Consider the following 21,917-nt stretch of genomic DNA (forward strand, 5'->3'; position numbering starts at 1 on the left):
AAGCAGAAGCAGAAGCAGAGGAGCCAGAAGTCGTATCGGCCGCGCCTCGTGTTCAAGAACAAGAAAAGCCAACAGAAAGCTTTTTTGCTCGTCTTAAACGCAGCCTAAGCCGAACAAAAGCAAATATTGGTGCTGGCTTCTTCGGTTTGTTCAGCGGTAAGAAAATCGATGAAGACTTATTTGAAGAGCTAGAAGAGCAACTGCTTATTGCTGATGTGGGCATGAATACCACAACAAAAATTATCAACAACCTGACAGAAAAAGCCACACGTGGCGATCTGAAAGACGGCGAAGCCCTTTATGGTTTGTTGAAAGAAGAAATGGCTGAGATTCTTTCTAAAGTCGAACAGCCACTAGAAATCGATAGCAACAAAACGCCTTACGTCATCTTGATGGTAGGTGTAAATGGCGTGGGTAAAACCACGACCATCGGTAAGCTAGCGAAGCAGTTCCAAACTCAAGGCAAAAAAGTGATGCTTGCAGCGGGCGATACTTTCCGTGCCGCAGCGGTTGAGCAGCTACAAGTGTGGGGTGAACGTAATAATGTTCCTGTGATTGCTCAACATACTGGCGCAGACAGTGCCTCTGTTATCTATGATGCGATTGAAGCGGCAAAAGCACGTGGTGTGGATGTGGTGATTGCTGATACAGCAGGTCGTCTACAGAACAAAGCGAACCTAATGGAAGAGCTGCGTAAGATTGTACGTGTGATGAAGAAAATTGATGACTCTGCACCACATGAGATCATGCTAACGCTTGATGCAGGTACAGGACAAAATGCCATTAGCCAAGCGAAACTTTTCAGTGATGTTGCCCCTCTAACCGGGATTACTTTGACTAAGCTGGATGGTACAGCCAAGGGCGGCGTAATTTTCGCTATTGCTGATCAGTTCGGTATTCCAATTCGTTACATTGGTGTGGGTGAAGGTATCGAAGACTTGCGTCCATTTGAAACTCAAGAGTTTATTGACGCACTGTTTAGTCGTGAAGAATAAAAAGAGTTAGAGGAAATCAACGGTGATCAAATTTCAGCAAGTAAGCAAAGCTTACCGAGGTGGTCGACAAGCACTGCAAAAAGTCGATTTTCACCTGAGGCGCGGTGAAATGGCGTTTTTAGGCGGACATTCCGGGGCTGGTAAAAGTACCTTGCTGAAATTGATCTGCGCGATAGAGCGACCAACCGATGGCAAAATCCATTTTAATGGCCACGACATCACGCGTATTCCAGGCAAAGACATCCCTTTTTTGCGCCGCAATATTGGGATTGTTTTTCAAGATCATCGCCTATTGATGGATCGCAGTGTGTACGACAATGTCGCTCTGCCAATGCGTATCGAATCGATTTCTGAAAACGAAATCAAACGCCGTGTTTCTGCGGCGTTAGATAAAACGGGCTTACTCGATAAAGCTCGTTGTCTACCTAGTCAACTTTCTGGTGGTGAACAACAGCGCGTCGGTATTGCCCGTGCTGTGGTTAATCGACCAACGTTGCTGGTGGCTGATGAGCCGACGGGTAACCTTGACCCAGAATTATCCAACCGTGTGTTGCGTCTATTCGAAGAATTTAACCGTGCGGGCGTGACTATCCTACTTGCCACGCACGATGTGGGGTTAGTAAACACTCGCCCACAGTATCGTCATTTTGAATTGAACCAAGGCTTCCTAAGTGAGGTAGAAGACTATGGCAGGTAACAAGCACTCCCAAAAGAAGGGGAAAGGCCGCAGTGCCAAGCGTGCGAATACCGATGGTTTTTTCTCTGTCCACGCAAAACAAGCTAAATCCTCTTTTAGCGCCTTATGGCAACGACCACTAGGCAACATTCTGACCCTAGCGGTCATCTCTATGGCACTTGCCATGCCAGCTTGTTTGTATCTATTGGGGAAAAACGTTGCGGGGGCAGCGGAAGATGTCGCTTCTCCTTCACAAGTTAGTGCTTACTTAGTTGAAGGCATGCCGGATGCACGAGTGATGGTTCTCAAAGATCAAATTGAAACTTGGCCTTTGGTAAAAGAGGTAGAATATATTTCACCGCAACAAGGTCTATCTGATTTAAGCCAATATGCAGGGTTCGACCAAGCTATCAGTCTTTTAAGTGGCTATGCGCTACCTGGTGTGTTGGTGATTACGCCAGATTCGGAGCTAAAAAGTGATATTCAGTCATTAGCCAAAGACGTTCGAGAGCAACAAGATGTGACCGACGTGAGACTTGACGAAGACTGGCTGGCGCGTCTTGATGCCATCAAAACTCTCGCGAGTATTATTGTCATTACCCTGACAGTACTGATGCTCGGTGCGGTATTTTTAATCGTTGGCAATACATTGCGATTTAATGTGCTGGCGAATAAAGAAGAGATTCAAACCATGAAACTGATCGGTGCGACGGACAGTTTTATTCTGCGCCCTTACTTGTACACAGGCATGTGGTTTGGCGTGTTAGGTGCCACTATTGCGTGGTTGGTAACGGCTTTAGTGACCATTGTCATGAATAGTGCGGTGGAAGACCTTGCTGCGTTGTACGATAGCCAGTTCCGCCTGATTGGTCTAAGTTGGGATGAATCTTTGTTACTAATCATCATTGGGAGTCTTTTGGGATGTATTGCGGCGCGCTTTTCTGCGCAACGACATTTAAAAGAAATTGAACCAGTTTAAGTGATGGCGGTCTTATTACTTGGACTTCATTAGCACTAGCTAATTTTGAACCCTTGCTTAGACCAAATGTTTATGGATAATTGCTTCCCCTTCTTGAAACTTGTTCATTTTGAGTTCAAGATATCGAAGCTAAATTGCAATGTAATGCTCCAGATCAGAGATTGATGAGGAATTGAATGACAAAAGAAGCGTATCCGATGGCTCTAGTCACGCAAGATAGCCTTGATAGCTATATTCGCTCAGTAAACAGCTACCCAATGCTGACTGCAGACGAAGAGCGTGAGCTGGCAGAACGATTACACTATAAAGGTGAGATTGAGGCTGCAAAAGGTCTAATTCTTTCGCACCTACGATTCGTTGTTCACGTTGCTCGTGGTTACTCTGGCTACGGTTTGCCAATGGCGGATCTTGTGCAAGAGGGTAACATCGGTCTAATGAAAGCCGTTAAGCGTTTTAACCCAGAAGTAGGGGTTCGCTTGGTTTCTTTCGCTGTCCACTGGATCAAAGCAGAGATCCACGAATACGTGCTACGTAACTGGCGTATCGTGAAAATTGCGACCACTAAAGCGCAACGTAAATTGTTCTTCAACCTGCGTAAGTCGAAAAAGCGCTTGGGTTGGTTTAACAACGGTGAAGTAGAAACCGTTGCGCGCGAGTTAGGTGTTGAGCCTTCTGAAGTTCGCGAGATGGAATCACGCTTAGCGGCGGTGGATTCAACCTTTGATATGCCAACTGATGAAGACGACAGCTCAAACGCTTACACAGCGCCGATGCTATACCTAGAAGACAAATCGTCTGATGTGGCCGACAACATTGAAGCCGCCAACTGGGAAATGCATACCAACAATCGCTTGGGTCATGCATTAGCGAGTTTGGATGAGCGTAGTCAGCGCATCGTGCGTTCTCGTTGGTTAGATGATGAGAAAGCAACATTGCAAGACTTAGCTGATGAGTTCGGTGTTTCTGCCGAGCGTATTCGCCAGCTAGAAAAAAATGCAATGAAGAAACTAAAATTGGCTGTGGGTGAATTTTAATTTCCACTGCTAATTGAAAGTAAGATTTTCATAGAAAGCCGAGATCATGTGATCTCGGCTTTTTTATTGTCGATCGAAAATCGATAGCGTTTGCGATCCGGATTTTATGTGCTACCTGTGTATAACTCTGTGAAGTAATTATTTATCAACTGTTCGAAACCCGGACAAAATAAGGGATTCAAGCACTTTTCCATCTGGGGATAGTTATAGATATACACACAGTTAGATCAGGATCATCACTACATATTGTGGATCAAAAGATCCAAATACACTTTATCAACGCAATTCACAGCTTTATCCACAAATGGTTGGAATGTGTACACTTTTGAAAACCCTGATTATCCATGTGTCTAAGTTTGCCGTTGGATAGGTTACAATAGCGGCAGTATACCCAAGCAGCTTCAAATATGGATTTTATGCTGTACCACGGGCGCTGATTAGTACGTTAGGTTCGAGGTTGCTTGGGTATATTAATAAGACAATGAGAAAGTAAATGGATCAGTTTAAGCATATCGATGTACAAGGTGCGCAAGCGCTGCTCGAGCAGGGTGATGCGAAGCTTGTAGATATCCGTGACCCTCAATCGTTTGCCGTTGCGCATGCGGAGTCCGCGTATCATTTAACTAACGATACGATCGTTGCGTTTATGGATGAAGTGGAGTTCGAACAACCTATTCTGGTGATGTGTTACCACGGCATTAGTAGCCAAGGTGCGGCGCAATATTTGGTTAACCAAGGCTTTGAACAGGTGTACAGTGTAGATGGTGGCTTTGAAGCCTGGCATCGAGCAGAACTACCGATAGTGAGAAGTTAATGAAGAGATTGGTAACGTTAAATAATCCACGTATGGCGCAAGCCTTTATTGATTATATGGCCTCTCGCCAAATTGACATCGAAATGATGCCAGAAGGGGATGGGCAATTTGCGCTGTGGCTGACTGATAGCCAGCATGAAATAGAAGCGGAAGCCGAACTTAAGCTGTTCCTTGCTAACCCGTCTGATTCAAAATACAGCGCCGCCTCGTGGGACGTTGCCGATACTCGTAAGAGCACATTTCATTATTCCAGCCCGAGTATCATAAGCATGGTCAAAGCGAAAGCTGGCCCCATGACTTTGCTGATCATGACAGTCTGTATCATCATCTACTTGTTACAAATGTTTGGCTTTGGCAATGGCGTGTTTAAGTTGTTGCACTTCCCGGCTTTTGAGGGGCAACAATGGCAAGTGTGGCGATGGCTAAGTCATGCGTTACTGCACTTTTCAGTAACTCACATCGTGTTTAACTTACTATGGTGGTGGCAGTTGGGTGGCGACATCGAACGTCGTCTCGGTTCCGGTAAGCTATTGCAACTCTTTGTGGTGTCGGCAGCGCTTTCAGGGGCAGGCCAGTTCTATGTTGAAGGGGCTAACTTCGGCGGCTTGTCTGGCGTGGTCTATGCACTGCTTGGTTATTTGTGGATATTGGGTTACCGCTTGCCACATTTAGGCCTTACGCTACCCAAGCCAATCATCGTCTTTATGTTGGTATGGTTAGTTCTTGGTTTTGTGCAGCCATTTATGGCGATTGCAAACACCGCTCACTTAGTTGGGCTACTGTCGGGGATGGCGATTGCGCTGTTTGATTCAGGCAAGATGAAATACCAACAGCAAGCCTAAAGCAGATGAAATGAAAAGACCGCTCAAGAGCGGTCTTTTTTATGTTCAAAACGGATTTGGGTTTATTGATAAAGGTATTTTGTAAACAACAAATCGGCAATGATGGTTTTACCTGTTTCAGGCAAAAGCGTTTCGTTGAGGGTCGTCACTAAAGTTTTGCGCAGATCTTCTCGGCCAGAAAGGGACTTAATCGTATCTTCTGTTTGCTTACCCAATAATTCAATCACTGCATCGCGAATCAAAGGTTGGTGATGCTCAACAACTGATAAATCTTGTTGACTCATTACCATGATGTCGATGCGCACTTGCACATAACCTAACTTTTTGCCTTTGGTGTAAAAGTTAGTAGTGAGGTCAGGCTCTAGGGTAAAGTATGCCAACTTAGGTCCAGCTTCTTCCGTTTCAGCCCAACTTGGTGCGGCGAATAGTATGGTTAACGCAAAAATAATTTGGGCTATATAACGTTTGTACATATTTCTAACTTTTCTTTCTCTGGATCGCGATATTCGAATCGCTTCAGTCTTGATACAATGGGCCGTCTATAACAAATAACGGAACTTACGGTTACATACATTACTATGGACGGTAAGTTGTTGCTTTATTGTACGCATAAAGCCTCCAATTGAATACTAGTATGAATCAGCCAACATCACTCTATCTTGCTTCTTTATTGGAAGTAGAGTGGCAAAACCCCGAAGAATTCGAATTTCCAAATGAATTTGCCAAACATTGGCTTGAAGAGCAAGGGTCTTTGTCACGTCGTTTAAAACAGCACTGCCAAGCGTTAACGGTAGAATTGCTACAAAATCAGATCGTCACTGCAGCGACATTAAAACAGGACGAAAGCCAGTTATTGTCCGAACAAGATTGCTTACTGAGAGAGGTAATTTTGTGCGGTGACAATAATAACTGGGTTATTGGGCGGACATTGATTCCTCGTTCAACCTTAGTTGATCAGCAGTATGATTTGGCTCAACAAGGGGATATCCCATTAGGACTAACTGTGTTTAGCGCAGATAACGTTGAGCGGGACTCTTTGCAAATGGGATGGGTAGCCGTACCAGAAGGACGTTTGTTAGCACGACGCTCAAGGTTGTGGATGAATCACAAACCGATGCTAGTCGCCGAGTTATTCTTATCTAATTCACCAGTTTACGCTAAGGAGACAGTGTAAATGTCCGCAGAAAAAGCCAAAGCATATTGGCAACTGATGCGCATGGATCGCCCGATTGGTTCACTGTTACTGATGTGGCCAACGATTTGGGCGCTAATTATCTCAGCCCAAGGGATGCCAAGTTGGGATGTATTCATCGTGTTTGTATTGGGTGTTTTCCTAATGCGTAGTGCGGGGTGCGTGATTAATGATTTTGCAGATCGCAAAGTCGACGGCCATGTAAAGCGTACTAAGCAACGTCCACTGCCATCAGGGAAAGTGACAGCAAAAGAAGCGATTGGATTATTTTTGGTTTTGGGTATCAGCTCGTTTTTGTTAGTGCTGACCATGAACCCGCTGACGATTCAGCTATCCTTCGCTGGCATTGTGTTGGCGTTCATCTATCCATTTATGAAGCGTTACACTCATATTCCACAGCTATTTTTAGGCTTGGCTTTTAGCTGGGCGATTCCAATGGCGTGGGCTGCACAAACTGGGGAATTACCATTGATTGTTTGGTTTTTGTTCCTCATTAACGCTTTGTGGACCATTGCGTACGACACTCAATATGCGATGGTAGACCGAGATGATGATCTAAAGATTGGCATTAAATCGACGGCAATTCTGTTTGGTCGTCATGACAAGCTTATTATTGGTGTGTTGCAACTGATTACACTCGCGATGTTGGTTTGGTTAGGGCAGTTCTACCAATTGGGACAAAGTTACTACTGGACCCTTTTGATTGCAGCGTCGTTGTTTGTTTATCAGCAGCACTTAATTCGTCACCGTGAGCGTGAGTTGTGCTTTAAGGCTTTCCTTAACAACAATTATGTTGGCATGGTGATAGCGATAGGGTTACTGGTCGCATTTTGGTAAGCGAAGAAATAGAAAAAGGCATCCGATTGGATGCCTTTTTCTTATTGAAAGAAGATAAAACGGTTACGACCGAAGTTGGTGAATACTCTCTTCGATCGTCAGTTTCACTTCTGGATAAAGCAGAGTGAACAGTAGTCGTGCAAATTGCTGCGTTTTCTTCGTGTCACAGTTACCATCGTTATCGAGGTATTTTTGCTGTTTGAGCGTATTGAACATCGCGGTAAACACACCTTTATCGAAGAATTCTGGCGCATTAATACCGTGCAAACGCCCTAGGCGCTGAGCAATATCTTGGCTCTTCTGCTCTAGGTCCGATTTACCGAGTTCAGGGTAAGCAACAAGCAAGTTCATCGCGATAGAGTAGCGTTGCAGCGTTTCAGTTATCGTACGACCTAGCAGAACCAAAGGCTGGTTGTTCGATTGATTGATTTCCAGCTTATCACCATCAAGACTAATCATTTTCTGATCGGCAAATTCATGCAGTGTTTTAACGACCAATTCATCCAACTCGTCTTCTTGGTAACTTAAGAACAGCTCTTTCTTCAAGAATGGGTAGATTTGCGCGACATTAGCTTGAATCTTGGCTACCGAAAGGTTGCGCTGACGAATGAGCATTTGGGCAATTAATGACGGCAGAGCGAACAAGTGAATGATGTTGTTGCGATAGTAAGTCATCAGGATCGATTGGCTACGGTCCAGCGAAATGATGTCACCCATGCTATCGGTTTCAATCACGAACTTATCAAGCGAAATTGCATGATCAACCAACTCCTCAGCACTTTCGGTAGGGATAGTGGAGGTGCTTGAGTACGGATTATTTTTGAGTAGCTTTAAGTAACACTCGATCTGATTGATCAGCGAGTCACGAGAAAGTGCACGTTGACGAGAAGCAAGCAGTGCGGTTGCACACAAGGTCAACGCGTTTGCTGCCGCCGCATCATTGATGTGCGTCATCATCTTATTAGCAAGGTCGTTGACCACAGGATTCATCCATTGTGGTTTGTTACCACCCATGCTGTCGATGTCTTTCGTCCACTCAGGAGCATGCTCGTTCAAGTATTGGTTGAGCTGAATTGGCTCACCGAAGTTCACATAGCCCAAACCAAAGTTACGCAGTTTACGCAGAGTACGCAGTACAAGCCCTGCGTTTTCTTTCTCTTTGCGTTTGCCACGCAGCTCTTTCGCGTAAGTGCCCACTTCCATTACGTGCTCGTAGCCGATGTAGACCGGCACTAGCGTTACTGGGCGGTTTAAACCACGTAGCATTGCTTGGATGGTCATAGCCAGCATACCCGTTTTCGCTTGCAGTAAGCGACCTGTACGTGAACGACCACCCTCACTGAAGTACTCGACTGAATAGCCTTTGGCAAACAGCTCAGCTAGATACTCACGGAAAATGGTTGAGTACAGTTTGTTGCCTTTAAAACTACGACGAATAAAGAACGCACCACCACGACGGAAAAGCGGACCGGCCGGGAAGAAGTTCAAGTTAATGCCTGCCGCAATGTGCGGAGGCACCATGCCTTCATGGTATAAAACATAAGACAACAGCAGGTAGTCCATATGACTACGGTGACAAGGAACGTACACAATTTCGTGGCCGTCTTGCGCTAAACGACGCACAGTCGAGGCGTTATTGATGTGCAAACCTTGGTATAGTTTTGTCCATAACCAACTCAGGATGCGGTCGCCGTTTTTCACCAGACTGTAGGAGAAGTCGGCGGCGATTTCATCCATGATGTCGTGGGCTTCTTTACGTGCCTTATCAATCGAGATGTTTTTGCTCTTGGCTTCGTCAGCAATCGCCAGTTCAATAGCTGGAGACTTTAGTAAACGAGCAAACAACACTTGGCGTTGTGGCAGGTTTGGGCCTGAAGCAGCCAGTTTCTGGCGTGAGAAGTGGATACGCGCCACGCGAGCCAGTTTGTGCGCAATTGCGCTGTCGGTACCGTGAGAGTCTGCCATATAACGCAGAGATACCACGGGACTAAAGCGAACTAAGCAGTCGCGTCCCGCCGCCATTACTGCTTTGGCTTTTTGCGGACCATTCATCGGTTGAAGGTAAGGCTTTTGGTTCTCTTCTTTACCTGGCTTACGACCCCAAAGCACGGTTGCAGGGATCATTTGAACATCCAACTCACTATCCAGCTTGTGCAGTTCCAGTAAGTCAGTGAACAGAGAGACAGAATCGGTTGGGACATCATTATCGTTGTTCATCACAGTTGGACGCGCAGCGATAAAGACGAAACGGTTCAGCGTTTTGCCATTGATTTCCAGCGGGCTGAGCGGGTCGGGTAGACCAAGGCTCATGGCTTGTTTTTGCAGTGTCAGCAAATCCACGTTCGAGCGGAACGGCAGGGCATATACAATCGGTTTAGTTAGGTCGATGTTCAGATCTTCAATCGGGTTCGACGGGATTGTGGTGCCCTTTACCAGTACCGATAAAGGTAGTTTTAGTAATGAACGTGAAAATGATTGTCCAGAAGACATAAAGTTCACAGCCTCAATAGGTATTCAAACAGGCCTAACCTTATTTCAGTTTCCGCTTTGCATGTCTTCTCTATAAAAAGAGATGAGTACGGCAATAGAAATAAGCCTAGGCGATAAAATTTAAGCGCTGCAAGGATACCAGAAACTGGTCAAACCTTTTAATTTTATTGGCTGTAAATTAGTCGAACCCCTAAGTTATTGCTTTGACTTGATTAACTGAAAAGTCGGTGTTTTAAACGAATAAAGAATGAACTTAATCGGTAAGCTGAAAGCTCTCCACAAATAAATTAAAAAACAACCAATTGGGTTTTCATTTGAGCATTTACTGGATATACTCACAGTTAACTGTATAAAAAGACAGGTGAGACATGAAGCCGTTAACGCCACGCCAACAACAAGTCTTCGATTTGATTAAAAGTAAAATCGATGACACCGGAATGCCACCAACTCGTGCAGAGATTGCGCGTGAGCTTGGCTTCCGCTCTGCGAATGCCGCAGAGGAACACCTAAAAGCGCTTGCTCGTAAGCAAGCAATTGAAATTATTCCAGGCGCTTCTCGTGGGATTCGTATCCTGCTTGAAGACGCTGCCAATGATGAGCAGGGTTTGCCTTTGATTGGTCAAGTCGCAGCGGGTGAGCCAATCTTGGCTCAAGAGCACGTAGAGGCGCACTACCAAGTCGATCCTGCGATGTTCAAACCGCAAGCGGATTTCTTACTTCGTGTAAATGGCGAGAGTATGAAAGACATCGGGATTATGGATGGCGATTTGCTCGCGGTGCATAAAACCCAAGACGTGAGAGACGGTCAAGTTGTCGTTGCGCGTGTTGATGATGATGTGACTGTGAAGCGTTTGGAGCGCAAAGGTTCAACCATATTACTGCATGCTGAGAATGAAGAGTTTGCCCCAATCCAAGTGGACTTAACGTCTCAGCACCTTACGATTGAAGGCTTAGCCGTTGGTATTATTCGTAATACCGATTGGATGTAAGTGTATTTAAGCAGCCCAGTTGATCTGGGCTGTTTTGTCTTTTCTCTTCTTTTCTCTTTTTCTACTTCCTCCAAAAGCTTGCTCATCATCTTGACCTTGTTTGTTTTGACCAATTTATAAGCTTGATAATGTAATTGATATTCATTATCATCTATTTCAATGTCTATGTTTTCTCTCTGGCGCAGGAAATGCCCATGTCTCAGTCTAAACATCAAGTTCCTAACCATTTATTAAAGCCACTGTTATTGCGTAGCCGTGAAAGCATGGTCGACAATGGCTTGGTGTACGATCCGATAGCTGCTAAAGCGTGTTTGAGCTGTAAGATGGCGCCGGATTGTTTGAGTGGTGATATTGCGCAGAAGCAATTGCTGCACGTGACGCTGACTCAGCTTTGTGACCAGCAGGTTAGTCACTTCTTACAGCAGTATCCCGATGCTTGGATAATCAATGTCGGAGCGGGGCTGGATACCCGCTTTTATCGCTTGGATAATGGACGCTGCCATTGGATAGAGCTGGATGTGACGGAAAATTTGGTATGGCGTCAGCGCTTGTTCCACAAAAATGAACGCTATGAACATCGCTGTGGCAGTGTGGATGAAATGTCGTGGCTAGAGACGTTAGCCATTCCAGAGCAAGCACCGGTGCTCATTTTATGTGAAATGGCACTGCTCGATTGCACAGAGCGTCAAGTCGCGAAATTTATTCAAACCTTGGGTCGACATTTTGTTTCTGCTGAACTGTGTATGGTGCTGGCAGGAGATTTAACGGAAACCAAGTGGGGGCAAAAGCTTGGCTCTGATCGTTATGCTCATGGCTTTGAAGCGCCTGCAGCACAGATATTGCAATGGTTACCATGGGCACAATGGGTGAAAGCTTTCTCGCCATTCGATAGATTCTGTTCTCGTTGGAAAGCTTGGCAGCGTTGGCTTAATAAGATTCCAATGCTGAAGCATCGCCTCACGCCAGTCCTCGTTCACATCAAGTGGTAATTGGCTAGTCGTTAAGCGCTCAGGTACACTCGTCGATCTTACTGATGAGGTGCCTGTGACAAATTCAATCTTCTCTCCTTTATCTAACCCAAAAGTTCATCGCCAAGTCTTAGCTTTAGCGATACCTATGGTGCTGTCGAATATTACTGTTCCATTGCTCGGTTTGGTCGATGCTGCGGTGATTGGTCATCTAGACCACGCTTGGTATTTGGGCGGTGTTGCGTTGGGCAGCACCATGATCAGCGTGACGTTTTGGCTGCTTGGTTTTTTGCGTATGTCGACTACAGGGTTGGCGGCGCAGTCCTATGGCGGTGAAGACCGAAAGCAACTTGCCTTGGTGTTTATGCAAGGCTCACTTATGGCGCTGCTGTTTGCGTTAGTCTTCCTTATTGCCCATAACCCGATTGCTGATTTGATCTTTGGCTGGAGTGACGCCAGCGCAGAGGTAAAACACTACGGCATGCAATATTTCTCTATCCGTGTGTGGAGTGCCCCCGCTGCGCTAATGAACTTTGTGTTGTTGGGGTGGCTGCTCGGGACGCAAAATTCCAAAGCACCAATGTGGATGGTGATCATCACCAACGTGACGAATATTGCCCTCGATTTGTTGTTTGTGATTGGTTTGGGGTGGAAAGTAGAAGGCGCTGCGCTGGCATCGGTGATTGCTGACTACTCAGGCATGGGTTTTGGTCTCATGTGTGTCTGGAAAACCTGGCGAGAGAGACAATTACCATCACCTCAAAAGTTGCTAGCCAGCACTCAACACGGTTTAGGGCGCTTCGTGAAATTGAATCGCGATATTTTCTTGCGCTCTTTGTGTCTGCAAGCGGCTTTTAGCTTTATGACGTTCCAAGGTGCGAGCTTTGGTGATGAGGTTGTCGCTGCAAATGCGGTTCTGATGAGCTTCCTGATGATTATCTCGTATGGCATGGATGGCTTTGCTTACGCAATGGAGGCCATGGTCGGGAAGGCGATTGGTGCCAAAGATAGGCAACAATTGAGTGCATCGCTTGTCGGCACTTTCTTTTGGAGTTTGGTTATTTGCTTAGGACTGACCGCGCTCTTTGGTTTGGCGGGATCGCAGTTGATCGCCATGATCACTTCAATTGAGACGGTACAACAGCAAGCAGCGGTGTATCTACCTTGGCTGGTGGTGATGCCACTTGTGTCGATGTGGTGCTTTCTATTGGATGGCATTTTTGTCGGTGCAACCAAAGGCAAAGACATGCGCAATAGTATGTTTGTCGCGACCAGCAGTTTCTTCGTTGTCTTTTACTTGTTCGCCGAGTGGGAAAATCACGCGCTGTGGTTTGCAATGACGAGCTTTATGTTGATGCGGGGTATTGGTTTAGGGGTTATCTTTCTCTACCAATGGCACAAGGATACCTTCCTAGCACAATGTTGATATAAAAACAGCAGGTCCAAGCCTGCTGTTTTTCTTTCTGCTATCAAGAAGCATAGATTAGAACAAGCGGTTCAAACCATTCAACGCAGCGACACGATACGCTTCGGCCATTGTTGGATAGTTGAAGGTGGTATTGACGAAATACTCGATGTTATTCGCTGAGCCTTTTTGCTCCATAATGGCTTGACCGATGTGGATAATTTCCGCGGCACGTTCGCCAAAACAGTGAATCCCTAAAATTTCTTTGGTTTCACGATGGAACAATATCTTCAAGCTACCGATGTCTTTTCCTGCGATCTGTGCACGAGCTAGATGCTTGAACGAAGAGCGTCCTACTTCATACGGTACTTTCGCAGCTGTTAGCTCTTGCTCGGTTTTACCCACAGAGCTAATCTCTGGGATGGTGTAGATACCCGTTGGAATATCATCAATCAGATAGTTTTCTGCCTGACCTTTCGTAATGGCTTGTGCGACAAATCGCCCTTGGTCATAAGCGGCGCTTGCAAGGCTAGGGTAACCGATGACATCGCCTACAGCGTAAATGTGTTCGATATCGGTTTGGTAGTTACGGTTTACTTTTAGTTGTCCGCGAGAGTCCGCTTCCAGACCCACTGCACCCAAATTCAACTTATCGGTGTTACCTGTTCGACCATTCGCATACAACAAGCAGTCTGCCTTCATCTTCTTGCCAGATTGTAGGTGAATAATCACGCCATCTTCTGTGCCTTCGATTTTTTCATAGGTCTCATCATTACGAATTACCACACCGCTGTTCCAGAAGTGGTAAGACAGCGCATCTGACACTTCGTTATCCAAAAACTCCAACAAGCGGTCTCGGGTATTGATAAGGTCGGTTTTCACTCCAAGGCCGCGGAAGATAGAAGCGTATTCACAACCTATAACGCCCGCACCGTAAATGATGATATGGCGAGGGTCGTGTTTCAGGCTCAAAATGGAATCACTGTCGTAGATGCGCTCATGCAAGAAATCTACGTCGTTAGGCTGATACGGACGAGAACCCGTCGCGATGACAAACTTATCCGCTGAATAGATTTCTTCTGTGCCGTCGCTTTGCATTACTGCAATTGAGTAGTTATCGATAAATCGCGCGGTTCCGAACAAAAGTGTGCATGAGTTACGGTCATAAAAGCCCTGACGAAGTCGAGTTTGCTTATCAATGACCGATTTAGCATGACCTAAAATGTCAGAAAATGTTGCATGAACGCTGGTGTTGTTTCGACAAAATAGCGGGTTGCTATTAAATTCGATGATGCGGCTAACGGCATGACGCAGTGCTTTTGATGGAATAGTTCCCCAGTGAGTACAACCGCCGCCGACACTGCTTTCTTTCTCGACAATGGCAACATTCAGTCCCGCTTTGGTTAATCCCATTGCAGCCCCTTCTCCGCCAGGGCCACTACCGATTACGATCACGTCATAGTGATTAACATGCGCCATGATGCCTTCCTTGTTATATTTGCTTAACATTGCTTTAGCGCGATTTTAACTCATTTACTCTATTGGTACACGTAATGCCTGTTAGAGAGTGGAAGTGATCACGCAGAATCGACCAAAAGGGTGATTTGGTATGTTGTATGTCTATAAATTGCATCGAGAACATTGCAATTAGATGCATGCCAATAGTAACGTTCTCGGCGCTCAGAGCGAGCGAAGCAACATATCTTTCTCCGTAGGAGCAAATTGCGTTATATTGAGGCTCTTGTACCCTATAGAAAAAGAGCAAGTTAAGAATGAAATCGATGGGAATCCGCGCACAGCAAAAAGAGAAGACACGTCGATCATTGATCGATGCGGCATTTAGTCAGTTAAGTGCGGATCGCAGCTTTTCCAGCCTTAGCTTGCGAGAAGTCGCCCGAGAGGCAGGGATTGCACCGACTTCTTTTTACCGTCACTTCAAAGATATGGATGAGCTAGGCTTAACTATGGTCGATGAAGGCGGTTTGCTACTACGTCAACTGATGCGTCAGGCGCGTCAACGTATTGTGAAAGAAGGTAGCGTAATTCGTACCTCGGTCGAAACCTTTATGGAATTCATTGAAAGTAGTCCGAACGTTTTTCGTTTGTTGTTGCGTGAGCGCTCCGGCACTTCTGCTGAATTTCGTACCGCTGTTGCTCGAGAAATCCAGCATTTTGCGGCAGAATTAACCGAGTATTTAATGAGCACCGGCGTGACCAGAGAAGAGGCGTATACTCAAGCAGAAGCGTCTGTGACTTTGGTTTTCAGTTCGGGGGCTGAAGCTTTAGATTTAGATCGACGTGAGCGCGATGAACTCGCCGAGCGATTGATCATGCAATTGCGAATGATAGCCAAAGGGGCCTATTGGTATCGCAAAGAACGTGAACGTAACCGATTAAAAGGCGGGATAGAATAATGTCGAATGGAAATAAATCTGAAAAGAAAACGCTGATTTTGGCACTGGTTGCAGGTATGTGTGGTGATGCTTTGTTGTCATGGTTGACCATGAGTGAAGTATCGTTTTCAATCTTCCCATTGATTGCACTCGTACTGGCTGTACAAGCTCTTTACCAAGAGTACCTAAATAATCCGGTATCAGAAGATATCCCATTGGTTGGCTTGGCGTGTTTCTTCGTAGGTGCGTTTGGTCACTCTGCGTTTATTAAAGCGCAATACCCAGAAGCAGGCTCAAACTTCTTCGCGATCATGGTTTCAATGATCTTACTCGCATGGATTGGTAAGAAGCTAGGTTTTGTCAGCAAGAAGACTTCTGCGGAATAAGCAAACGAATCAAATTAAAAAAAGCGAGCCATTGAGCTCGCTTTTTTTTGTCTGAAGCTGGTGGACTAAGCTTTACGTTCCAATAGCACGCCAGCTTCCATGTGGTGGGTATAAGGGAATTGGTCAAACAGAGCAAAACGCGTCACGTTGTGTGTTTCGCATAGAATGTCCAAGTTCTCTTTTAGAGTCTCAGGGTTACAAGAGATGTACATGATGCGCTCGTAACCTTGCACCATTTTACAAGTATCGACATCCATCCCAGCACGTGGTGGATCGACAAAAATCGTGTTGCAGTTGTAGCTCTTCAGATCCACACCTGCATCTTGTAGACGACGGAATTCACGCTTACCTTCGATCGCTTGAGTAAATTCCTCTGCCGATAGACGTAAGATTTGTACGTTATCAATCTTATTGGCGGCGATGTTGTACTGTGCAGATACCACAGATGGCTTCGCTAGCTCAGTTGCCAGTACGCGGTCGAAATTCTGTGCCAACGCCAGCGAGAAGTTACCGTTACCACAGTAAAGCTCTAGTAGGTCGCCAGTGCTTTCTTGGGTACAGTCGACCGCCCATTCCAGCATCTTCTCTGCGACTTTGCCGTTCGGCTGAGTGAAGCTGTTCTCTACTTGTTGGTAGATGTAGCTTTGACCATTTACATCGAGCTTCTCGATAACGTAGTCTCGGTCTAGGACAATCTTCATCTTACGAGCGCGACCAATGATGTTTAGGTTAAAGCCTTCATCATTTAAACGCTGTTTAAGGGCTTTCGCGTTTTCAATCCACTCTTCATCAAGTTGGCGATGGTAAAGGAGTGAAACCAGAATCTCACCACTTAGCGTCGATAGGAAATCCACTTGGAACAGTTTACGACGTAGTGAGTCGTTGTCTTTCATCGCTTCAACCAATAGCGGCATCAGGTCGTTGATCAGACGGCTTGCTGCAGGGAATTGGTCAACACGGTACTTCTCACGAGTTTCTTGGTTGAACATGATGTAGTAAAGATCTTCGCCTTCATGCCAAACACGGAACTCAGCACGCATGCGGTAGTGCTGCTCTGGTGATTCAAACACTTCCAGTTCTGGCATGTTGTATGGCGCGAACATATCCGTGAGACGTTCGACTTTTTCAGCCAGTTGTTCTTGGTAGCGTTGTGGGTTTACATCAAGAGTAGCCATGATCTTACCTTTTATGGTGCATTCAATTTAAGAGCGCAGATTTTATTCAATCTCAATAGGATGTCCAGTTTTGTACTGGAATTGATTTAAAGATAGTGCGTACAGGCAGAGTAGAAAGCAAAATCAATCAAAACGTTACAACTTCTAAGGGCAATATTGGCTGGACAAATAATCAATAGCTGAATAATATTTGCCTCAAGTTGGTGCTATCTAGCAATCTAGATGGCTGAAATGGGAATCTGGTGTGAATCCAGAACTGACGCGCAGCGGTAAAAGAGAACGAACGCTCATCAGACACTGCATTAGTTTATGTGGGAAGTCGAGCAAGTAGGCGGTACACCCGTGCTCTTGAGTCCGAATACCTGCCAACAACTGAGCCACAGCACTGGACTGTCATGATGACAGGGCTCGGAAGGAATTACGCGATTTAGGACAATACAATGAGAAAATCCGCACTGGCGATCACTTTGGCATCGCTGCTTTCACCTGTCTCTTATCTACAGGCCCAAGAAACCTCCACTGACGAAACCATCGTTGTTACGGCAAACCGTTTTGAGCAAGCCGAAAGCCGTACGTTGGCAGATGTCGAAGTAGTTACTCGACAAGACATCGATCGCATTCAAGCGAAAACCCTACCAGATGTATTGCGTCGTCTTACAGGGATTCAAGTTTCACAAAATGGTGGTCGTGGTCAGTTAGCGTCTTTATTTGTTCGTGGAACCAGTTCCGACCAAGTTTTAGTACTGGTTGATGGCGTACGTTTTGCACGAGCAGCGAAGGGCGCTGTGGACTTTAACCAAATCCCACTTACTTACGTTCAACGTATTGAGTACGTGCGTGGTGCGCGTGCGTCACTTTATGGCTCAGAAGCGATTGGTGGCGTGATCAATATCATCACCATTGCGCGTGCTGACGAAGAAGGAACGAAGTTAAGTGCGGGTTTAGGTAGTTTAGATTATCAAGAATTGAGTGTGGCATCTGGTATTAAAGTCACAGAGAGCGGCCAGCTAAATATCGCGCTTGGTAGTGAAAGTGATGATGGTTATAACGTTCGTCCTGTACCGGGAGTTAATGACGGCGATCGCCATGGCTTTGATACAAAGAATGGTCTGCTAGGTTACGTGCATAACTTCAATGATCAGTGGTCTGCATTTGGTAACCTACGTGCTTACGAAAATGTTTATCAATATGACAGCAGCTACGGCAGTCGCGGTTACTACGAAGCAGAAAAAGACGATCTTTCTGTCACTCTGGGCGGTAAGTATCAGTCTGATAATGTGATGTCAGAACTACAAGTAACAGCACAGAAACAGAAGTCTTGGAACTATGAGCAAGCAAAAGGCAAACACTCAGGTACTGAAGATGAACTTGAGCAGCAAAATGTCCAGTGGACCAACAGTTACTTGCTAAACAACAATACGACGTTGGCTGGTGGTATTGATTGGCGCAACGAGTCTTATAAAGACAAGAGTGCGAATAAAACGTTTGATCGTACCAATGGCGCTCTGTTTGGTATGGCAACCACCAGTATTGATAAAGCAATGCTTGAGGGCAGTGCTCGCCTTGATGATAACGAAGAATACGGTAGTGAGTTCACTTACAGCTTAGCGGCTGGTTACCAGTTTGTGCCAGAGTTTGGGGTTAAAGCTTCTTTTGGTACTGCGTTTAAGGCTCCAAACCTATATCAGCAGTATGACCCAACATACGGTGAGAAAGATCTGAAGCCGGAAGAGTCAGATGCTTGGGAGCTAGCATTCAGCGGTGATGTCCAAGGCGTTTTTTGGTCCGTAACGGGTTATGACTATAAAATCACGAATCTTATCGATTACCATCCAACCACATACAAATATTTGAATGTCGATGGTGAAACACATATCCAAGGTGTGGAGCTTGTTGCTGAGTTTGATACAGGGATTGTGCAACACCAGTTGAGTGCAGATTACAAAGATGCTGAAGACGATAAAGGGCATCAGTTGCAGCGTCGCGCTAAAGAAATGTATAAGTGGAATGCTTTAGTGAGCTTCGATAAAGTGGATTGGTCGGTTAGCTATCAGTACGTCGGTAAGCGTCCAGATGTGGATTACAGCACTTGGCCTTCACAAGATATCACGCTTTCTTCTTACTCGTTGGTTGATACGGCAGTGACTTACTATCCGAATGAGTCGACCTCTATTAGCGCTCGTATCGATAATCTACTTGATGAAGAGTATGAGATGGCAAAAGGTTACCCCGCTGCAGAGCGAGCGTACTATATCAACGTTGGCTACGAATTCTAATCGTGAATGAGCACAAACCGCCTTCGGGCGGTTTTTAATATTTTGTGGTGGAAAATCGAATGAAGAAACCCAAGCGAGTGGTGATCAGTTGGTCCAGTGGTAAAGATTCGACATTAACGCTTGAGCGCCTTAACGAGAATCCAAATTATCAAGTTGTCGGTTTGTACACGACTTACGTAGGGAAAGAAGTCCCTTTCCAAGCAACTCCGCTTGAAGTCGTACAAATGCAAGCAGACTTACTTGCGCTTCCGCTCATTACTATCGAGCTACCTGAAATCTTTCCAAGTAACGACATTTATCAATCGACCATCGTTAATGCATTACAAAGTAGTGGTCTGAACATAGAAGCTGTCGCATTTGGTGATATGTTTTGTAATGGCATTGCCGATTACCGACGCAGCTATATTGAACCTGTTGGCTGGGAATGCGTCTTTCCTCTATTAGGGGACAGCAGCGAAAAACTAGCGATGGAAATCATAGAGCGTGGTATTCAAACTATGTTAATCACCATCGACGGAAGAGTTCTCCCTCCAGAATGGTGTGGTCGCTGGTATGACAAAGCCCTAATAGAGTCATTACCAAGTCAAATTGATCCCTGTGGGGAAAATGGTGAATTTCACACATTGGTCACGTCTTCGCCATCTTTTCAAGGACATATCGAGTTGACGAAGCGAGATGTAGAATCTGGAGATAGATTCAGCCATCAAAGATACCATGCTAAAGCATTGCCAAAACAAATCTACGCAGTATGATCGCAACGTTTCTGTTCTTTAGGTAAGGCTCGTGCGAGTAGCAAGTAAGAAAAAAGTCCTAGTTTTTGACTCCGGTGTTGGTGGCCTTTCTGTATTCCAAGAGATACATCGCCTATTGCCCCAGCTAGACTACTTATACTTATTCGATAATCAGGCTTACCCTTATGGTGAACTCGATCAGGCTGTACTCATTTCACGAGTTAACCAACTGGTCTCTTCATTAGTCGAAGAACACCAAGTCGACATTGTCGTCATTGCTTGCAACACGGCGAGCACCATAGTGCTTCCTTCCTTACGCGAAAATTTATCGATTCCCGTTGTTGGTGTTGTCCCTGCGATTAAACCCGCATCGCTTTTAGCATCAAAAGGGGTAGGGCTGATCGCCACTCCGGCGACAGTAACACGCCAATATACTCACGAGTTAATACGGGACTTTGCGCAAGGCAAACCAGTTGAGCTGGTGGGATCAACTCGCTTGGTAGATATGGCCGAAGAGAAGTTGCGAGGCAACAGCGTTTCTCTCGACGAACTGACAAATATCCTGCTTCCCCTTCGCGATAAAGTCGATGTTGCGGTGCTCGGTTGTACTCACTTCCCTTTAATCAAAGAGGAGATTCATCAAGCTTTGGGTGGGGACGTTACTTTAATTGATTCAGGCGCAGCGATTGCACGTCGAGTAAAAGCATTGCTATTAAGTGATGAAATTGAGGATACAGAAGAGGGAAGTAAGTCGATTTATGCCAGTGCAACTCCTTGGCAGGAAGATGCACTGAACATTTGTTTAAAGAAGCTAGGTTTTAATCCTGTTCAGGTTTACCACCATCCGGATGTTTAGGATCGTTCGCAATTCTCACTTTTAGCGTTCTCTCCATATATTCCTTTTCATTAAGTTTAGCGATAGCTGGCTTGGCATCTGCCGCAGCCATCACTACAAAACCAAACCCTCTTCTTTTTCCAGTACGCTTATCTTTCATTAAGCGTACCGCATAGACCTGTCCATATTCAGCAAACAAATCGCGAACATGACTCTCATTGGCCTTATAAGGAAGGTTGCCGACATACAGCGTTTTAGTTGAAGGATCAGGATCCGAAGATTGAAGAACAGGTGTTTTGCTAGAAAATGAAAAAAGAAAAGCAGTAGCGATAACACCAATGAGGAAGCTCAAGGCTGGTGGGATGATGAATTGAGAGAAGATGATTCCCCCAACGATGGCCAGCCCAACACATAAAATCAGATTTTTTTTAGACGTCATTTTAATTACTACACATAGTGATAAAGAGATCGATTGTCCATTAACAGAATAGACACATGAATCTTACGTATATGGTTGGTGTTTTTCCAACCAATTGCTGTGATATGTCTCAAATGTGACGAAGAAATATGCAAATATCGCACTTTTGGATAATTTGTGACCGGTTGGTTTTTTATTTGCAAAAAACGCTTGTACTAATTTCTCAACCCCCTATACTGCGCATCCACCGACACGGAGTGAGACGAAAGTCACACAGCGAGTCGAGAAGAGAGAAAAAAGAATTTGAAAAAAATGCTTGACTCTCTCACGGTGTAAAGTAAGATACGCACCCCTAACGACGAGCAACTAAGTTGCTGAAAATGTTAGAAAAGCTCTTTAAAAATAAGAACCTATCAATCTGTGTGGGCACTCGTTGATGATAATCCAATTCGATACTTCGGTATCAAATTAGGTTTCAATGA

At 45.4% G+C, this 21,917-nt stretch carries 21 protein-coding genes and 1 riboswitch; of the genes, 16 read left to right on the forward strand and 5 right to left on the reverse strand.

Going from position 1 to position 21,917, the window contains the following annotated elements; translation table 11 throughout:
- The 6 genes from ftsY to glpG all read left to right on the forward strand — a co-directional run.
- Positions 1-995: signal recognition particle-docking protein FtsY (gene ftsY, locus KI742_RS02190; protein ID WP_285334646.1), on the forward strand; the 995-nt coding region annotated here is incomplete at its 5' end.
- Positions 996-1,017: 22 nt separating this feature from the next.
- The gene (ftsE, locus tag KI742_RS02195) at positions 1,018-1,692 is read left to right on the forward strand and encodes a cell division ATP-binding protein FtsE (RefSeq protein ID WP_005378697.1); all 675 of its coding nucleotides are present in this window, start codon (positions 1,018-1,020) and stop codon (positions 1,690-1,692) included.
- Positions 1,682-2,650 carry a permease-like cell division protein FtsX gene (gene ftsX, locus KI742_RS02200; protein ID WP_005378695.1) on the forward strand — a complete coding sequence of 323 codons (969 nt, stop codon included), beginning with the start codon at positions 1,682-1,684 and terminating at the stop codon, positions 2,648-2,650. Before ftsE ends, ftsX begins: the two co-directional genes overlap by 11 nt.
- Before the next feature lie 176 nt (positions 2,651-2,826).
- On the forward strand, positions 2,827-3,684 hold the full coding sequence (gene rpoH / locus KI742_RS02205) for an RNA polymerase sigma factor RpoH (protein WP_005378693.1): 858 nt from the start codon (positions 2,827-2,829) through the stop codon (positions 3,682-3,684).
- A 493-nt stretch (positions 3,685-4,177) separates the two neighbouring features.
- A complete protein-coding gene (glpE, locus tag KI742_RS02210) occupies positions 4,178-4,498 on the forward strand; it encodes a thiosulfate sulfurtransferase GlpE (protein WP_005378691.1) in 321 nt (106 codons plus the stop codon).
- Positions 4,498-5,340, forward strand: a complete 843-nt coding sequence (gene glpG / locus KI742_RS02215) for a rhomboid family intramembrane serine protease GlpG (RefSeq protein ID WP_031781355.1) — start codon at positions 4,498-4,500, stop codon at positions 5,338-5,340. The genes glpE and glpG overlap by 1 nt, the downstream gene beginning before the upstream one ends.
- A 62-nt stretch (positions 5,341-5,402) precedes the next feature.
- Here glpG and KI742_RS02220 read toward each other — a convergent pair whose 3' ends face one another.
- Positions 5,403-5,813 (reverse strand): flagellar basal body-associated protein FliL, encoded by a 411-nt coding sequence (locus KI742_RS02220; RefSeq protein WP_005378687.1) that lies wholly within the window; start codon positions 5,811-5,813, stop codon positions 5,403-5,405.
- Between the two features lie 161 nt (positions 5,814-5,974).
- On the opposite strand from KI742_RS02220, the gene KI742_RS02225 reads away from it, so the two are divergent.
- Positions 5,975-6,514, forward strand: coding sequence for a chorismate lyase (locus KI742_RS02225; RefSeq protein ID WP_005378686.1), 540 nt, complete (start codon positions 5,975-5,977; stop codon positions 6,512-6,514).
- Positions 6,515-7,369, forward strand: coding sequence for a 4-hydroxybenzoate octaprenyltransferase (gene ubiA, locus KI742_RS02230; RefSeq protein WP_005378684.1), 855 nt, complete (start codon positions 6,515-6,517; stop codon positions 7,367-7,369). It begins immediately after the preceding gene.
- Positions 7,370-7,432: 63 nt separating this feature from the next.
- Here ubiA and plsB read toward each other — a convergent pair whose 3' ends face one another.
- Complete coding sequence (gene plsB, locus KI742_RS02235; RefSeq protein WP_053307422.1) at positions 7,433-9,859, reverse strand: glycerol-3-phosphate 1-O-acyltransferase PlsB; 2,427 nt, start codon at positions 9,857-9,859, stop codon at positions 7,433-7,435.
- Between the two features lie 368 nt (positions 9,860-10,227).
- On the opposite strand from plsB, the gene lexA reads away from it, so the two are divergent.
- The 3 genes from lexA to dinF all read left to right on the forward strand — a co-directional run bounded on the left by lexA (position 10,228) and on the right by dinF (position 13,242).
- Entirely contained in the window at positions 10,228-10,848 is a 621-nt protein-coding gene (gene lexA / locus KI742_RS02240; protein ID WP_005378682.1) for a transcriptional repressor LexA, read from the forward strand.
- A gap of 194 nt (positions 10,849-11,042) precedes the next feature.
- Entirely contained in the window at positions 11,043-11,837 is a 795-nt protein-coding gene (locus tag KI742_RS02245) for a class I SAM-dependent methyltransferase (RefSeq protein ID WP_005378679.1), read from the forward strand.
- 55 nt (positions 11,838-11,892) lie between these two features.
- Positions 11,893-13,242, forward strand: a complete 1,350-nt coding sequence (dinF, locus tag KI742_RS02250; RefSeq protein ID WP_005378678.1) for an MATE family efflux transporter DinF — start codon at positions 11,893-11,895, stop codon at positions 13,240-13,242.
- A gap of 57 nt (positions 13,243-13,299) precedes the next feature.
- On the opposite strand, the gene sthA is transcribed toward dinF, so the two are convergent.
- Entirely contained in the window at positions 13,300-14,730 is a 1,431-nt protein-coding gene (gene sthA / locus KI742_RS02255) for a Si-specific NAD(P)(+) transhydrogenase (RefSeq protein WP_186584596.1), read from the reverse strand.
- Between the two features lie 263 nt (positions 14,731-14,993).
- Here sthA and fabR point away from each other — a divergent pair, with 263 nt between their 5' ends.
- Entirely contained in the window at positions 14,994-15,635 is a 642-nt protein-coding gene (gene fabR / locus KI742_RS02260) for an HTH-type transcriptional repressor FabR (RefSeq protein WP_005378632.1), read from the forward strand.
- Positions 15,635-16,000: a YijD family membrane protein gene (locus tag KI742_RS02265; RefSeq protein WP_005378634.1), complete on the forward strand. Its 366-nt coding sequence runs from the start codon at positions 15,635-15,637 to the stop codon at positions 15,998-16,000. Before fabR ends, KI742_RS02265 begins: the two co-directional genes overlap by 1 nt.
- 65 nt (positions 16,001-16,065) lie before the next feature.
- Here the strand turns inward: KI742_RS02265 and trmA are convergent, their stop codons facing one another.
- On the reverse strand, positions 16,066-17,175 hold the full coding sequence (trmA, locus tag KI742_RS02270) for a tRNA (uridine(54)-C5)-methyltransferase TrmA (RefSeq protein WP_033907263.1): 1,110 nt from the start codon (positions 17,173-17,175) through the stop codon (positions 16,066-16,068).
- 184 nt (positions 17,176-17,359) lie between these two features.
- Positions 17,360-17,560: riboswitch (cobalamin riboswitch) on the forward strand.
- A gap of 55 nt (positions 17,561-17,615) precedes the next feature.
- Between trmA and btuB the strand changes: the two genes are divergently transcribed.
- From btuB to murI, 3 genes are read left to right on the forward strand one after another with little or no spacing between them, the layout of a single operon-like run.
- Complete coding sequence (btuB, locus tag KI742_RS02275) at positions 17,616-19,451, forward strand: TonB-dependent vitamin B12 receptor (protein ID WP_005378674.1); 1,836 nt, start codon at positions 17,616-17,618, stop codon at positions 19,449-19,451.
- A 59-nt stretch (positions 19,452-19,510) separates the two neighbouring features.
- Entirely contained in the window at positions 19,511-20,203 is a 693-nt protein-coding gene (locus KI742_RS02280) for an adenine nucleotide alpha hydrolase (RefSeq protein ID WP_213886921.1), read from the forward strand.
- Positions 20,204-20,234: 31 nt separating this feature from the next.
- Positions 20,235-21,038 carry a glutamate racemase gene (gene murI, locus KI742_RS02285; protein ID WP_005389694.1) on the forward strand — a complete coding sequence of 268 codons (804 nt, stop codon included), beginning with the start codon at positions 20,235-20,237 and terminating at the stop codon, positions 21,036-21,038.
- Here murI and KI742_RS02290 read toward each other — a convergent pair.
- Positions 21,001-21,456 (reverse strand): RNA-binding protein, encoded by a 456-nt coding sequence (locus KI742_RS02290; protein ID WP_017636066.1) that lies wholly within the window; start codon positions 21,454-21,456, stop codon positions 21,001-21,003. The two genes, murI and KI742_RS02290, sit on opposite strands and share 38 nt — an antisense overlap.
- Positions 21,457-21,917: the final 461 nt, after the last annotated feature.

The organism is Vibrio sp. D417a (assembly GCF_030248595.1).
In the GTDB taxonomy this organism is placed as follows: Bacteria; Pseudomonadota; Gammaproteobacteria; order Enterobacterales; family Vibrionaceae; genus Vibrio; species Vibrio alginolyticus.